Origin of the sequence: Mesorhizobium kowhaii (genome assembly GCF_042431665.1) — a bacterium.
Lineage (GTDB): Bacteria > Pseudomonadota > Alphaproteobacteria > Rhizobiales > Rhizobiaceae > Mesorhizobium > Mesorhizobium kowhaii.
Map to the genome: position 1 here is coordinate 126,988 of NZ_JBHLYT010000010.1, position 14,690 is coordinate 141,677.

Annotated in this window: 12 protein-coding genes; 7 read left to right on the forward strand and 5 right to left on the reverse strand. The window is 63.6% G+C overall.

Annotated elements, in window-relative coordinates; translation table 11 throughout:
- Window positions 1–11: 11 nt before the first annotated feature.
- On the forward strand, window positions 12–680 hold the full coding sequence (locus ACFFNA_RS11595) for an FMN-binding negative transcriptional regulator (protein WP_111542544.1): 669 nt from the start codon (window positions 12–14) through the stop codon (window positions 678–680).
- Here ACFFNA_RS11595 and ACFFNA_RS11600 read toward each other — a convergent pair.
- The 4 genes from ACFFNA_RS11600 to ACFFNA_RS11615 form a co-directional block, all read right to left on the reverse strand.
- Window positions 677–1,426: a phosphatase PAP2 family protein gene (locus ACFFNA_RS11600; RefSeq protein WP_378918277.1), complete on the reverse strand. Its 750-nt coding sequence runs from the start codon at window positions 1,424–1,426 to the stop codon at window positions 677–679. The genes ACFFNA_RS11595 and ACFFNA_RS11600 overlap by 4 nt on opposite strands.
- Window positions 1,427–1,537: 111 nt before the next feature.
- Complete coding sequence (locus tag ACFFNA_RS11605; RefSeq protein ID WP_378918279.1) at window positions 1,538–3,187, reverse strand: ArnT family glycosyltransferase; 1,650 nt, start codon at window positions 3,185–3,187, stop codon at window positions 1,538–1,540.
- A gap of 58 nt (window positions 3,188–3,245) precedes the next feature.
- A complete protein-coding gene (locus ACFFNA_RS11610; RefSeq protein WP_095085369.1) occupies window positions 3,246–3,578 on the reverse strand; it encodes a lipid-A-disaccharide synthase N-terminal domain-containing protein in 333 nt (110 codons plus the stop codon).
- Window positions 3,571–4,305 (reverse strand): glycosyltransferase family 2 protein, encoded by a 735-nt coding sequence (locus ACFFNA_RS11615; protein ID WP_111542546.1) that lies wholly within the window; start codon window positions 4,303–4,305, stop codon window positions 3,571–3,573. The genes ACFFNA_RS11610 and ACFFNA_RS11615 overlap by 8 nt, the downstream gene beginning before the upstream one ends.
- Window positions 4,306–4,876: 571 nt before the next feature.
- On the opposite strand from ACFFNA_RS11615, the gene tyrS reads away from it, so the two are divergent.
- Window positions 4,877–6,130, forward strand: coding sequence for a tyrosine--tRNA ligase (tyrS, locus tag ACFFNA_RS11620; protein WP_378918281.1), 1,254 nt, complete (start codon window positions 4,877–4,879; stop codon window positions 6,128–6,130).
- Between the two features lie 6 nt (window positions 6,131–6,136).
- Here the strand turns inward: tyrS and ACFFNA_RS11625 are convergent, their stop codons facing one another.
- Entirely contained in the window at window positions 6,137–9,535 is a 3,399-nt protein-coding gene (locus ACFFNA_RS11625) for a hypothetical protein (RefSeq protein ID WP_378918285.1), read from the reverse strand.
- A 95-nt stretch (window positions 9,536–9,630) separates the two neighbouring features.
- Here ACFFNA_RS11625 and ACFFNA_RS11630 point away from each other — a divergent pair, with 95 nt between their 5' ends.
- The 5 genes from ACFFNA_RS11630 (at window position 9,631) to ACFFNA_RS11650 (ending at window position 14,678) form a co-directional block, all read left to right on the forward strand.
- A complete protein-coding gene (locus tag ACFFNA_RS11630) occupies window positions 9,631–10,098 on the forward strand; it encodes a peroxiredoxin (protein ID WP_378918287.1) in 468 nt (155 codons plus the stop codon).
- Window positions 10,099–10,243: 145 nt separating this feature from the next.
- Entirely contained in the window at window positions 10,244–11,548 is a 1,305-nt protein-coding gene (locus tag ACFFNA_RS11635; RefSeq protein WP_378918288.1) for a M23 family metallopeptidase, read from the forward strand.
- Window positions 11,549–12,058: 510 nt separating this feature from the next.
- Window positions 12,059–13,498, forward strand: coding sequence for an FAD-binding oxidoreductase (locus tag ACFFNA_RS11640; protein WP_378918289.1), 1,440 nt, complete (start codon window positions 12,059–12,061; stop codon window positions 13,496–13,498).
- The gene (locus tag ACFFNA_RS11645) at window positions 13,495–14,238 is read left to right on the forward strand and encodes a FadR/GntR family transcriptional regulator (protein WP_111542552.1); all 744 of its coding nucleotides are present in this window, start codon (window positions 13,495–13,497) and stop codon (window positions 14,236–14,238) included. The genes ACFFNA_RS11640 and ACFFNA_RS11645 overlap by 4 nt, the downstream gene beginning before the upstream one ends.
- 2 nt (window positions 14,239–14,240) lie before the next feature.
- The gene (locus ACFFNA_RS11650; protein WP_378918291.1) at window positions 14,241–14,678 is read left to right on the forward strand and encodes a VOC family protein; all 438 of its coding nucleotides are present in this window, start codon (window positions 14,241–14,243) and stop codon (window positions 14,676–14,678) included.
- The last annotated feature ends 12 nt before the right edge of the window (window positions 14,679–14,690 follow it).

Sequence of the window (14,690 nt, forward strand, 5' to 3'; positions counted from 1 at the left end):
AGCGGGCAGCGATGTACGAGCCTCCTCATTTCAGGGAAACGCGGCCGGAAATCCTGCACGGGCTGATCCGGGCGCATCCGCTGGGCCTGTTGATTTCCAACGGAGCCGAGGGGCCGGTCGCCAACGCCATCCCGTTCCTGCTCGACGCCCCCTCTGGGCTTAATGAAGACGTGCCGCCGAACGGCAGGCTGCGCGCTCATCTGGCGAAGGCCAATCCGCAATGGCAGCTGTTGGCCGACAATCCGGCTTCACCCGTGCTGATCGTCTTCCAGGGCACCGATGCCTATGTGACGCCGTCCTGGTACGAGACCAAGCGTGAGACCGGCAAGGTGGTGCCGACCTGGAATTATGCCATCGTGCAGGTGCGTGGCACCGTCAAGGTGATCGAAGATCAGGACTGGCTGGCGCGGCAGATCGCCGATCTGACCGCGTCCCAGGAGGGCGCCCGCGCGGCGCCCTGGGCGGTGACCGATGCACCGGCGCCCTTCATCCAGGCGCAGATCAAAGGCATTATCGGACTGGAAATCGAGATCAGCGAAATCCACGGCAAGTGGAAGGTCAGCCAGAACCGGCCGGTCGCCGATCGCGCCGGCGTTGCTGAGGGGCTCGAAAACGAAGACCACCAATCGCCCGACATGGCCCGCCTGGTGAGATCCTACGGCGGCCTGGACGGCAATTAGGTCCGAGCGGTAGCCGCTCCAATCAGCCGAAACGTCTTCTTGCGGACCGGCAACCCTGACGGCATCGGACGAAAGATGAAGCCGAGCCGGGCAAAGACCAGCCCGCACGCCAGCGCGAAGGCGCAGCCAAGGCCGAAGCCGGCGACGGTGTCGCTGGGATAGTGCGCGCCGACAAAGACCCGCGTCGAGGCGATGCAGGCGGTGATCGCCAAGGCGATGTACCAGCGCCGCGGAAACAAGAGCAGAGCGACCCCGAACACGGCGCCCATGGTCGTGGCATGGCCGGACGGGAAGCCGGCGAAGCGCGCATCGAAGGCAAAAGGATGCAAGGCCAGCACACCAAAATCGTCGAAATAGAGCGGGCGAGCCCGACCGATCGCATATTTCAACACATTGACGGCGAGCCCGGACAGGCCGGCGGCGCTCAGCACCAGAAAAGCCAGGCAGGTCCAGTTGTAGACCAGCATCAGCGATCGCCGTGAAAGGCTCCGCCAGTCCGTCAGGTTGGCGGCGACGAGCAAAAGCGCTGATGGAATGAGATACCAGCCACCCAGGCCGAACTGCGTGAAGAAGTCGGCTAGATTGACGAACCCCGGCGACCATTGGCCGTGAGACATTCCTGCCGGGGTGTCGAGGCGAACAAACGTCGCCGCCGTCAGCAAGACCCAGACCAGGCCCCAAACCGGCCACGCTATGTTCGGGTATTTGGCGGGACGAGCGGCAAAGCGCTTTTTTGCGATCTGCATCGTGTCGCGAAAATTGTCGACCGATCGGCGCCCCACTCCAAGGAGCATACCGGAAACGGAAGGGCGTGATTTCACGAGCATAGGAAATTCGACCCTGTCATCGACGAGCCGTCATTGCGCCACACGATAAAGCCCGAGCGACAGTTTGTCTCCCGACGAATAGTTGAGGCCGTCGATCCGGGCAACGCGGTTGGCAGACTTGCCTTGTGCCGCAAGCAACCCATTCAGTTTCTGCTCGTCCCCGATCGGTGCCAGCGCCAGCGCGCAGGCCGGATCGACAAGCAGATGGTTGGCGACGCCACCGATATCGGTCAGCACCGTTTTCGTGCCGACCAGGAAAACCAGGCTCGGTTCCTGAAATCGCGACGAGGCGAGCACCGTGGTGTCGCAAGGTCGGTTGGCGCGGACCGCCGCCTCGATCGCCGGGCTCAGCCAGATCGGCTTCAGCGACGGCGCGATGACGCCGAACAACAAGGCATAGGTGATGCCGGCACAGACCGCGACAGCGCCGATGCGGCGGAGCGGCACTTGCAGCTGCCGCGAAAAGGCGAAGTAGCCGGCGCCCAGCGCTGCCGCCGCAGCCGGAATGCTCCACCAGGAGAAGCTGCCGGTGAGGTAGATCGGCGCTCCGACACAGACCGCCGCCAGACCGAAGCTGACCACGGCGAGACCAAACGCGGTCGACCACCACAACCAATCCTGCCACCGCCTGAGCGGCGCGTTCGCATCCTGCGGCGACAATGTCAGCAACCAGCCGATCAGCAGTGCCATGCCGGGATAGGCCGGCAAGACATAGTGCGGCAGCTTGGTCGGGATCAGCTCGAACACCAGCCAGAACGGAATGTACCAGGCGAGGCAGAAGCGCAGCCGGGGATCGTCGCGCAGCCGGTTGAGCGCCTGGAGCCCGGCGCCGACCGCGATCAGGCCGAAGGGCCACATGAACAGCGAATAGGTCAGCATGTAGAAGCCGGGCGGCAGGCCGTGCGATTCCTCGCCCGACGCGACCTTGCCGATCATGTCTTTGCCGACGGCCTGCTGCAGGAAGGCGCCGCCGCTCTTCCAGGTGATCAGCGCGATCCAGGGCAGCACGATCAGCACGACCAGCGCCAGGCCGCGCCCCACTTTGAGCCTCGACAGCCAGCGCCCATCGCGTTCGAAGGCGAATAGCACCGCGATGGTGAGTGCCGACAGCAGCGGCGCGATCGGTCCCTTGATGAGGATCGCAGCACCCTGCGCGATCCAGAAAATCCACCAGAGATGGCCGGCAACAAGTTGGTTGCGGCGCGACGCCAGATAGATCTGCGCCAGCGCGCCTTGCGCCGCCACGCAACAGGCCAACAGCATCGCGTCGGTCTTGGCGTCGCGGCCTTCGAAGGCGGTGGCGAAGATCGCCGCCATGACCAGGCCGGCGGCGATGCCGGCATTGGCCCCAAACAGATTGGTGCCTGTCCAGGCGATGCCGACAACGGCAATCGCAATGCCAAGCGCCGAGACCAGGCGATAGATCCAGATCGGAGCGGCAGCGCCCTCGCCGCTCAGCGCCACGGCCGCCGATTGCAGCCAGTAGATGCCGATCGGCTTCTGGTAGCGCGAGGCCTCCTGAAAACGGATGTCGACATAGTCGCCGCTCTCCGCCATCTGCTTGGTGGCCTGGACGAAGCGCGACTCGTCGCGGTCGATCGGCGGCATCGACGCCAGCCCCGAAACCGTCATCACCAGGCTGAACAGGAAGAGAAGGATGTAATTCCTGTTCACCGCCATGTCTCAGCCTTTGTGACTATTTTCTCTTGATGTGCCAGGCTGCTCAATCGACCGCCGCTCAATCGACCTTGCTCATGGCGGTCTTGCGCTCATTGGCGATCAGCCAGAGATTGCGGATATAGATGAACAGGCCCATGGACTGGCCGGCTATGAACACCGGATCCTGACGCTGGATGGCATAGATCAAAAGCAGGCCGCCGCCGAACAGGGAAAAGAACCAGAAGGCGACCGGCACCACGCTGCGCTTGGCCTTTTCCGAGGCGAGCCACTGCACGACAAAGCGCATGGTGAAGAAGAACTGCGCAACGAAGCCGAGCAGGATCCATGCATCGAACTGCTTGATGAAAACCTGGTGAAGCCAGGTCACCAATTCCTGAAGCACGTTAACCACGGCTGATTTCCTCTACTTTGGGCATTCTGCGGCGCCGGCGGCGCAGCCACCAGACACCAGCGAGATCGAGAACCCCCTGCAGGCCGCGATCGAAAATGCCGTAATTCGACTTGCCGTGCCGGCGCGAGCGATCGACGACATCGCAATGGACGACGCGATAGCCCTCCTGGATGACCAGGGCCGGAACAAAGCGGTGGGTGCCGTCGAAGAACGGCAATTTGCGCAGGATATCGGTGTGGACGGCCTTCAGGCCGCAGCCGGTGTCGCGCGTCTCGTCATGTAGGATGGCATTTCTCAGCCAGTTGGCGAAACGCGACGCCAGTTGCTTGATCTTGCTGTCGCGGCGCTTGAGGCGCTGCCCCTGTGCCGCGCCGAAATCGGGGCCGGCCTGCCGCAAGGCATCGATAAGCAGCGGAATGTATTGAGGATCGTTCTGGCCATCACCGTCGATCGTGGCGACGATGCTGCCACGCGCCGCCCAGGCGCCCGAACGCACCGAAAGGCTCTGGCCGGCGGATTTCTGGTGCCGCAATTCCCGGACCGGAAACGGGCGAAGAGCTGCTTGCGCTGCGAGCACCGAAGCGGTGTCGTCGGTCGAACCATCGTTGACGACGATCAGTTCGAAGTTGCGCCCGGCCATGGCGGCCCCGATCTCGTCGATCAACAGCGGCAGATTTGCCGCCTCGTTCCTGCAAGGAATGACGATGGATATCAATGCGTCCGGCATGTCGCGTCGGGGCTCTGTCGTCGGATATGGCATTTTATGGATGCCGTGCGGTGCCGCTTGAGGTCGTGGACTGCAAGAACCTTTTGGCGCGGCGCCTCATTACGCCAGCCGAAACGATGAAGCAAGCATTGGAGCCCAGGGCAATCGCTTCAGACCTATGACAGTTCCAACTTGTGGCGGAGACCACCAATTGTCGAAGTCGGCGCTGCCCCTCATGGCCCTGCCGGGCACTTCTCCCCGTATAGTGACGGGGAGAAGGGGGCTGATCGCAGCGCCGGCACCTTTTCTGCAGCGCTGACAATTGGCGAAACCATCGATGAGAGCGCCCCTCTCCCCGTCACTATACGGGGAGAGGATGCCGGCAGGCAGGTGAGGGGCAGCACCAACGTCCGGAAAAGGGTGGGGTGCGAATGCAAACCTGAAGCGATTGCCATTGGAGCTGGATCGTCGCTGACGTCATCCGCGCGGGCCGCAAAACCGGATTCCACTTTTGCTGATCGCGCTTGGGTGCTAAACGCGCGCGTTCATGCACGCCGGGCCAGATTGGCCGGACGCTTTCGGGAAACAAAAAATGCCTGCCTTCAAATCCGACTTCCTGCGCACGATGAGCGAGCGCGGTTTCATCCACCAGACTTCGGATGATGCCGGCCTCGACAATCTCTTCGCCACGGAGACGGTGACGGCCTATATCGGCTTCGATGCGACCGCCAGGAGCCTGCATGCCGGTTCGCTGATCCAGATCATGATGCTGCACTGGCTGCAGCAGACCGGTCATCGGCCGATCGCGCTGATGGGCGGCGGCACCTCGATGATCGGCGATCCGTCCTTCAAGGACGAGGCGCGCAAGCTGCTGACCCCGCAGGACATCGACGACAACCTTGCCGGCATCCGCCGCAACTTCATGCCGTACCTGAAATTCGGCAGCGGGCCGAATGACGCGGTCATGATCAACAACGCCGACTGGCTGATGGAGATCAACTACGTCAATTTCCTGCGCGACGTCGGCCGTCACTTTTCGGTTAACCGCATGCTCGCCTTCGATTCCGTCAAGCTCCGGCTCGATCGCGAACAGTCGCTGTCGTTCCTCGAATTCAACTACATGATCCTGCAGGCCTATGATTTCGTCGAGCTCCACAAGCGCCTCGGCTGCCGCCTGCAGATGGGCGGCTCCGACCAGTGGGGCAACATCATCAACGGCATCGATCTCGGCCGCCGCATGGAGGACGCGCAACTCTATGCGCTGACCACGCCGCTGCTCACCACCTCATCGGGCGCCAAGATGGGCAAGTCGGCGTCGGGCGCGGTCTGGCTCGATGCGGACATGCTGAGCCCCTACGAGTTCTGGCAGTACTGGCGCAACACCGAGGATGCCGATGTCGGCCGCTTCCTGAAACTCTACACGACGCTGCCGCTGGACGAGGTCGCGCGGCTTGAGCAGCTCGGCGGATCCGAGATCAATGAGGCCAAGAAGATCCTCGCCACCGAGATCACCGCCTTGCTGCACGGTCGCGGGGCGGCGGAACAAGCCAGCGAGACGGCGCGCAAGACGTTCGAGGAAGGCGCGCTCGCCGAATCGCTGCCGACCGTCGAGGTGGACAAGGCAGCGCTCGAAGCCGGTGTCGGCGTCCTGTCGCTGCTGGTGACCGCCGGACTGGCGGCGTCGAACGGCGAGGCGCGGCGGCATGTGCAGGGCGGTGCGGTGCGGCTGAACGATCAGCCCGTCAGCGACGAGCGCCGGCTGGTGACACCTCAGGATTTGAGTCCGGAAAACGTCGTAAAGCTTTCACTCGGCAGGAAAAAACACATTCTGGTGCGGCCGATTTGAGGTCGGTCAGCGATATTCGAAGATCGACCTGAATATCCCGGGCGCGATCACCGACAGCGGATTGATGTCCAGCACTGGCTTGTTGGCGTTGCCCTTGAGCCGGTAGGTGACGCCGATCAGGCCGCGGTCGCGGCCATTGCCGAGAAGCGCGCCGACCAACGGCAATTCGCCGAAGATGCGATTGAGGCCATAGACCGGCATGAACGTGCCGGTCATGTCCATGTTGTTGTCCTGGTCGTAGAGCGTGCCTTGGAACGTCGTGCCGATGCGCGGACCGCGCAGCACGCCATTGGCCAGTTTCAGATAGCCGCTGCCCTTGTCGATCTCGGCGTAACCGCGCTCGAACTTGACCCGCGAGGTGTCCAGCTTGCCCTTGACCGCCTGATTGAGGCTGCGGTTGTCGCCGGCCGGCGTGGTCGAGACCATGGAGGCCAGTTTCGGTTCGTTGACCACGAAAAAGTTGCTGGTATCGACCTTGCCCTTCAGCGATCCGTCGCTCGGCCCCGCCAGCGCCAGGGTGATCGCTCCGCCTTCCATATGCTCGTAGATGTTGAGGAACCTGAGTATGGCGCCAGCGTCGGCGGACTGCATGTTGAGCGTGCGCTGGCCGGCGCCGGTGGTGTTGCTGATGGTTATGGCGGCACCCGAACTCGCCGTGGCGCTGACCTTCAGCCCGTTTACCCGCGAGCCGGCAGCGCTGTAGTCGAGCTTCAGGTTGGACAATTGCTCGTCATGGAAGCCGGTCAGCTGATCGACATTGGCGCTGACGGAAATAGAGTCGGAACCAGTGGTCTTGGTTGCCGTGTCGACGTCCGAGGTGAACTGTTTGATCAGCGAGCGGGCATCCAGCGCGTTGCCTGATATGTTGACCGCATAGCCCTTGCCGGATCGCTTCACCGACACGGCGACATCGTCGCCCCTGTTCAAGGTGACCTTGCTGAACTTTGCGGAAGACAGAGCGCCATTGACCAGCACAATGCTGCCGTCGACGGAGAAGGTCTTTCCGTCGAGATTGAAGTCGGACAGCGTCGTGGTGTCGTCGGCCTTGGTCATGACGAATGTGACGTTGGCGGGAACCCCTGCCCCCTTGCTCCAACCTGCCCATGGGATGTCCAGCCTGGCGTTGGTCAGATCGGCCGAGACGTTCTGGTCGCCGCTGCCGCTCTTGTCGATCGCGACCTTTACCGTTCCGGAAAGCATCGGCGTCAAGCCGGGCATTGCGGCGGCACGGATCTTGTCGTCGAGCACCAAGGCCACCTTGCGACTGGGCGGCGGCCCGTCATCCCTGAGCGGCTCGATCAGGTCGAGTTCGGCCGGAATGCCGTTCAGCGATGCCTTAGCGGAGATCACCGCCTTTTCAGGGTCGACGGTGATCGAACCATCGGCATCGGTCACGGTCTGGCCCTCGAAGGGCTTGGCCAATGACATGCCGCTATAGTCGAGCGACACCAGCCAATCGAGCTTCGAGCTGTCGACGCCGGACTGCAACGGAATGTCAGCCCTGACATGGCCGGTGACGCTGCCCGTCAGGTCTTCCGGCAAAAGGCCGACATGGCGCATGGCGTTGATCGGCTCGTAGGAGGCGAGTTCGGCAACAGCGGACGCGTCGCCCTCGACGTCGATCTCGAGCGCGCCGATGACCGGCGGGCGGTTGGCGGCCTTGACCGTCAGCGTGCCATTGCTGGCCGCCACGGTACGGCCGCTGGGCATGTAGACGGTGCCCGAGGACAGGGAGACGTCGACATCATTGCCATGGAAACCAACAACGCCGACAGCGTCGCGTATCGGCGGAATGCGGCCGGCCGTGTCAAAACGCGATCCCTCGATCTGGAAACGGCCGAACACCTCGTCGGCGGACAGCGGCACTCCGTTGCCAAGACGGCCCGGCACGACCTGGAACTGGAGGTTGGCGTCGACGACGCGGCCGCCAAACAGATTGGCCAGCACCCACAGCCGGGCGTTGCGTGCCGAAAACCATGGCCAAAGCTGCTTGACGTGGGAGACCGGCATGTCATGGACGTTGAACGCCAGATTGATCCCAGGCGCCTTGCCGTCGACGAACTCCACGGCGGCGGTTCCCAGAATCTCGCCGCCGGCGCCGGAACGGACAGCGATCTGCTCGGCCACCAGCCTGTGGCTCACTGTGTTGTAGGCACCGGCGATCCGGGCGAGGAAGGCGAGCGCAGGCTCAGGCGACTCCGAAGGCGCCAGCGAGGAACCGTCGCTGGTCAGGTCGTAGCGATAGGACGGTTCCTCACCTGCCGTTCCGGTTGCCGGCTTCGGCCCGATCGAACCGGCGAAATCGAATGTCGACCGGCCGGTCTTCAGCAGCAATCTGTCCACCTGGACCTTGTTGCTGCCCGCAACCAGCGTCGCATTGACATCGACGTCTGCCGGCAGCAGCCCACGCGTGCCAAGATCGAGGATGGAACCCGTCGATGACAGAGCGGCCGTCAGCCGCGATGCATTCATGCCGGACCCTTCCGATCCCGTCAGCTTCAGCGCAACCACACCCAGCTTTCCGGCAGCGGCCGTGGTATCAGCAGCGCCCGCGACAACACTGGCATCCGCCAGATCGATCCTCGCATCCAGCGCCGTCACGCGGTGTGCCGCGACATCGCGGGTGGCGGAAGCGGCAATGGTAACCGCCCTGCCGTCAACATCCGCTTCAGACGAAAACTGCATGCCGCCCGGTCCCGACTGCACGACGGTGGCGTCGGTGACTTTGACCAGTTTGATCGTTCCCGTTTCGGGCAGCACGAATTCGACATTGCGAAGATCGATCTGGCGCATCGACTCTTCCCGCACCGCGTCGAGCGCGCTGTGGATGTTGCCGAACACCGCAGCGGACAGTTTCTCCGGATCGACGAGGCCATCCTGATTGCGCAGGGCCGCGGTCCAGTCGCCGCCGGACGGCATCGCCGCCACGACGATGCGCACGTCGGAGATCCTGGCACTGGTCAGCCGCACATCCCCCCACAGCAGCGGTATCAGGCGCACGCCGAAGCGCACGCGGCCCGCATCGGCCATCGGCTTGCCGTCGGCGGTCTTCAGGCTGACGTCGCTGACCTGCAACGCAATGAAGCTCGATCCATCAAGGGTGATGCGCGCCGGCCCGACCGAAACATCGACATCGACGCCGGCCAGTTTCTCGATGGCGGTTTCCGCTTCCGCCCGAAGCCGCTCGGACCCAACGCCGGACGCACCGACCAGATAGACAACGACTGCCACCAAGAGGACGAGGCAGGCGAAACCGGCGAACACCCTTGCCAGGATGCGAAAGCCGCGTCCGATCGACGCCTGACCGAGCGGCGGCACGCGGCACGCGGACGGAAAGGTCCCCAGGTCGGTGATCTCATCCCGCCTGAACCGGATCTTCTCGTGCTGCGGTTGCTCCTGATCCACGCAATTTTCCGTTCTACGAACTCGATCGTGGACGAATCCCCGCTCGACACTATATCGGTGTGGCTTGGCGTGTAACCACAAACAAGGGCATCGGTATGGCTGACCTCGACGTAGGCGATCTCGCGCCGCAATTCGATTTGCCGCGGGACGGCGGCGGATCACTCAGCCTTACCGCATCCTCCGGCAAGCCCATTGTGCTCTATTTCTATCCGCAGGACGACACAACAAGCTGCACGCAAGAGGCGATCAGCTTTTCGCAGCTGAAGCCGGAATTTGAGAGGGCCGGCGCCGTGGTGATCGGCCTGTCGCCAGACACAGTCAAGAAACACGACAAGTTCAAGTCGAAATACAGTCTCACCATCGACCTCGCCGCCGACGAGGAGCGCAAGGTGATCGAGGCCTACCATCTGTGGGTCGAGAAATCGATGTATGGCCGCAAATACATGGGTGTCGAGCGGGCGACGTTCCTGATCGGCCGCGACGGGCGGATCGCCAGGATCTGGCGCAAGGTCCGGGTCAAAGGCCATGCCGAAGAGGTGCTGGAGGCTGTCCGCGCGCTTTGAGATCCTTGTCGGCACGGCCGACTGCCCACAACCTTATGCCCGCCTGACGGGCAATCGTTACCGGAAAGCCCGCACCGCAAAACTTTGTTAACCCTAATAATGTGTAATCAAGCTGTCGTGGTGTCGTAAACGAAAGCTTGGTCCCGTGAACGCAACCGGTCAGTCAGCAGTCTTCGGCAGGCGTAAAGAGCCCCACACGATCATCATCGCCCGGGGCAACGAGATCAGGCACTTCACGATCCGACCCTGGCTCGCCGCCTTTGTCGGCTCGGCGCTGGCGGCAATCGCCATTGGCTACCTGCTGGCCACCTCCTATCTCGTGCTGCGCGACGACCTGATCGGCGCCACCACGGCGCGGCAGGCACGCATGCAGCAGGCCTACGAAGATCGCATTTCGGCGCTTCGCGCCCAGGTCGACCGCATCACCAGCCGCCAGCTGCTCGACCAGCAGCTGATGGAAACCAAGGTCAGCGAACTGCTTGAACGCCAGAGCCAGTTGAGCCAGCGTCATGGCCGCCTCGGTCCGCTGCTCGAACGCGCCGAGAACGAAGTCGGAGCGGCGCCTGCCGAGGATCCGTCAGCGGCCGGCAAGCCGGACAAACGCGCCGAGGTGACCGGCAGCATCAACCCGCCTGCGCAGACCTACGCGGTCGCCAGCCTGAGCGCCGACCTCGGTGCCGGCGACACCAGGCCGTTCTCGTTGTGGTCGACCCGTTCCGATCCGCTGCCCAACGATTCAGCCGCCGATCGTGCCGACAGGCTGTTCGTCTCGATCAACAAGTCGCTGAAATCCATCGAGAGCGATCAACTGACCCGCATCAGCACGCTCGCCGACAATGCCTACAAGAGCGCCGACGCGATCACGCAGGCGCTTGCCGCGGCAGGCCTGCCGGTCGACAGCGATTTCGGCAAGAACGAGAGCGACGTCGGCGGACCGCTGATTCCACTCGACAGTTCGATGATCTTCGACAGCAAGGTCAAGGAACTGGACGAGGCGCTGGACACGCTCGACCAGCTCAAGAAGGAAGCGCGTCAGCTGCCGCTGACCAACCCAGCTCCGGGCCATTCCGTCACCAGCCCGTTCGGCGTGCGCACCGACCCCATCCTTGGCACCGCCGCACTGCATTCCGGGATGGATTTCAGGGCGCCGATCGGCATGCCGGCCAAGGTCACCGCGCCCGGCGTCGTCACCAAGGCAGGCTGGAACGGCGGCTATGGCCGCATGGTGGAAGTCGACCACGGCAATGGTTTTGCGACGCGTTACGGACATCTCAGCGAAATCGACGTGACCGTGGGCGAGAAACTGGATGCCGGCGCCGTCATCGGCAAGACCGGCAGCAGCGGCCGCTCGACCGGCCCGCATCTGCATTACGAAGTCCGCCACAATGGCGAAGCGATCGATCCCCTGCGCTTCCTCACGGTCGGCAAGAAGGTCGCCCAGTATCTCTGAGGCGCGCAGGCCCTGAGCTGATCGGCGGCCCTCTCCAGACCCAGCTCGCCCTGAAGGCCCGAAAGGTGACCCGACAGCCACGCGGAAGGGCAATCGCTTCAGGTTTCGAATTCGTCTCGTCACCCTTTTCCGGAGGTTGGCGCCCCCTCACCTGCCTGCCGGCGTTCGTCGTTTGAAAAGCCAAGCAATTGGCTTTTTGTCCGCTGCGCGGACCACTTCTCACCTCCCCGTATAGTGACGGGGAGAGGGACTCCGTCATTGATGGTTTCGCCAATTGTCAGCGCTGCAGAAAAGGTGCCGGCGCTGCGGTTCGTCACTATACGGGGAGAAGTGCCCGGCAGGGCGATGAGGGGCGGCGCCGACTTCGACAATTGGTGATCTCCCCACAAGTTGGAAACTGTCGTCGGTCTGAAGTGATTGCCCTGGGCCATGCGGCTTGCCCGTTGACAACATTCCAGTTGTAGGATGATATGTATAACCATACACACCTGCTCCAAAGCCGGCCCGACAATGACCATCCACGGCATCTCGCCTGACGTTCTCGCTGCTCTGGAGCGTGTTCTGGGGCAGAGCGGCGTGGCAGCCGACGCTGCGGGCATGGCCAGATATCTCGGAGACTGGTCGGGCGATCATCATGGCGGTGCCCTTGCCGTGCTGAAGCCGGCATCGGTCGCGGAGGTGCAGGCCGCCGTGCGGCTGTGCGGCACGCTCGGGCTGGCGATGATCCCACAGGGCGGCAATACCGGGCTGGTGGCGGGTGCGATCGACATCGACACGAGCCGGAGCGCAGTGGTCATCAGCCTGGAGCGGCTGAACAAGATCCGCCTGGTCGACGCCGACAATTTAATCTTGCAGGCCGATGCCGGCTGCATCCTGCAGCACATCAAGGATGCCGCCGAAAGCCAGGATTGCCTGTTTCCGCTGGCGCTCGGCGCCCAGGGAAGCTGTCAGATCGGCGGCAACGCGGCCAGCAATGCCGGTGGCGTCAACGTGCTGCGCTACGGAATGGCCCGCGATCTCATTGTCGGCCTGGAAGTGGTGCTGCCGGACGGCGAATTGTGGAGCGGCTTTTCCGGCCTGCGCAAGGACAATCGCGGCTACGACCTGAAGCAGATTTTCATCGGCAGCGAAGGAACGCTGGGCATCATCACCGGCGTCGAGGTCAAGCTGTTTCCGAAACCCGGCCGGGTCGAGACGGCGTATCTGGGCCTTGCCTCGTTCGAAGCGGCCATCACGCTGTTCAGGCAAGCCCGACGCGGATGCTCGGACCTGATATCCGCCTTCGAGATCATCGGCTCGGAATGCATGGAGCTTGCGCGTTTGGTCGATCCGAACATCGTCGCGCCGGTCACCGCCCCTGTTCATGTGCTGATCGAGCTGTCATCGAGCGCTGCCATCGACCTGCGCACCCTGCTGGTCGACTTCCTCGCCGGCGCCATGGAAAAGCATCTCGTCACTGACGCCGTTCTGGCCGAGAGCGGCGCGCAGGCCAAGGTTTTCTGGACCATTCGCGAAGGGCTGGTCGAGGGCCAGGCCAAGCGCGGCTACCATGTGCGCACCGATCTTTCCGTGCGCATCTCGGACATTCCCACCCTCATCGCCCAGGCCCGCCAGTTTGTCGCGCTGGAGCATCCGGGCTGGTTTCCCCAGGCCTACGGCCATGCGGGCGACGGCAACATCCATTTCAACGTGCTGCCGCCGCTCGACCTTGCCGAGCCCGAGTCGCGCGCCAGGGGTACCGAGATCACAGCTGGGCTCTACGACATCGTCAACGCACTTGGCGGCTCGATCAGCGCCGAACACGGCATCGGGCGCACCCGTCAGCGCGTTTACTGGGCTGGACTATCCCCCGTCCACCGCCGGCTCGTCGGCACACTCAAAAACGCCATCGATCCGGACGGGCTGATGAATCCCGGCTGCCTCTTTCCCTCGACGGAGACCGTTTCATGAAACAACGACTGGCTGCAATCGGCACTGTCGAGGCGCTGCCGCATCGGGTTGCCGCGTTCCTCAGCCGCGAGATCGAGTCCGGCGACCTCAATCCGGGCAGCCTGCTGCCGACGGAGCAACAGCTTTCGGAAAAATTCGGCGTCAGCCGAAACGTGGTGCGCGAGGCGATCGCGCAATTGCGCGCCGACGGCATGGTGGAGGCGCGACAAGGCATCGGCTCTTTCGTCCTGGCGCCGGAGCAGCGGGCGGCGATCCGCATCGACCGCGAGACGCTGAAGGAGGGGCAGAATATGGAGCGGCTCTTCGAGCTGCGCTGCATCCTCGAGGCCGAGTCAGCCGCGCTTGCCGCCGAGCGGCGCGGCCAGGAGCATCTCGACGCCATCAAGGCAGCGCTCGACCGCATGAGCGGCGAGGAGCGCTGGGAAGACGGCAGCATCGACGCCGACCTCCTGTTTCATCGCGAAATCGCGCGGGCGACAGGCAACAGCTATATCCACACCTTCATCTCCTTCGTCTGCGAACAGATCCGGCGCTCGATCTACTACGCGCGGCTCACCAACCCCTTGCACGACCTGGTGGAAGTCAATGTCGGCGAGCATGTGCGCATCTATGAGGCACTGGTCGCCGGCGACCCGGCGGCTGCCGAAGCGGCGATGCGCGCGCACATCATCGGCGCCGCCGACCGTGTCGGCGTCAAGCTGCCGACGTCGCGCGCCCAGCGCGCCGACGGAAGGAAATAGCCATGTCGCTCGGGACCGCATACCGGATTTCGGACGTCTGCCTGCTTGTCGAGGACATCGATCGCACGGTGGCGTTCTATGTCGACAGGCTCGGCTTCCGCCTGCGCCGGCGCGCCGAGGGTTTTGCCGATTTCCATGGCGAGGGCGTGACGCTTGCGGCCTGGGAGATCGACCATATCAGCCAGCACACCGGCGTGTCGAAGCTGCGTTCGCCGCGCCATGCGCACAAGGTTTGCGTCGCGGTCAAACTCGACGCGCCCGGCGAAATCGACCGCCTCTATGCCGATCTGACGGCCAAGGGCGTGCCCTTCCAGGGCCCGCCAGGGGATTATGTCTGGAACGCGCGCTGCGCCTATTTCACCGACCCGGACGACACGCTCTGGGAACTCTACGCCTGGCTCGACGGCGGCCCCGGCGACTACCACGAAGAACGGCCGTAGACGACAGCGCGC

Coding starts and splice junctions, on each gene's coding strand:
- ACFFNA_RS11640 (WP_378918289.1), top strand. CDS start 12,059: ATGACCATCCACGGCATCTCGCCTGACGTTCTCGCTGCTCTGGAGCGT.
- ACFFNA_RS11630 (WP_378918287.1), top strand. CDS start 9,631: ATGGCTGACCTCGACGTAGGCGATCTCGCGCCGCAATTCGATTTGCCG.
- ACFFNA_RS11605 (WP_378918279.1), bottom strand. CDS start 3,187: ATGGCGGTGAACAGGAATTACATCCTTCTCTTCCTGTTCAGCCTGGTG.
- ACFFNA_RS11600 (WP_378918277.1), bottom strand. CDS start 1,426: ATGCAGATCGCAAAAAAGCGCTTTGCCGCTCGTCCCGCCAAATACCCG.
- ACFFNA_RS11595 (WP_111542544.1), top strand. CDS start 12: ATGTACGAGCCTCCTCATTTCAGGGAAACGCGGCCGGAAATCCTGCAC.
- ACFFNA_RS11645 (WP_111542552.1), top strand. CDS start 13,495: ATGAAACAACGACTGGCTGCAATCGGCACTGTCGAGGCGCTGCCGCAT.
- ACFFNA_RS11615 (WP_111542546.1), bottom strand. CDS start 4,305: ATGCCGGACGCATTGATATCCATCGTCATTCCTTGCAGGAACGAGGCG.
- tyrS (WP_378918281.1), top strand. CDS start 4,877: ATGCCTGCCTTCAAATCCGACTTCCTGCGCACGATGAGCGAGCGCGGT.
- ACFFNA_RS11650 (WP_378918291.1), top strand. CDS start 14,241: ATGTCGCTCGGGACCGCATACCGGATTTCGGACGTCTGCCTGCTTGTC.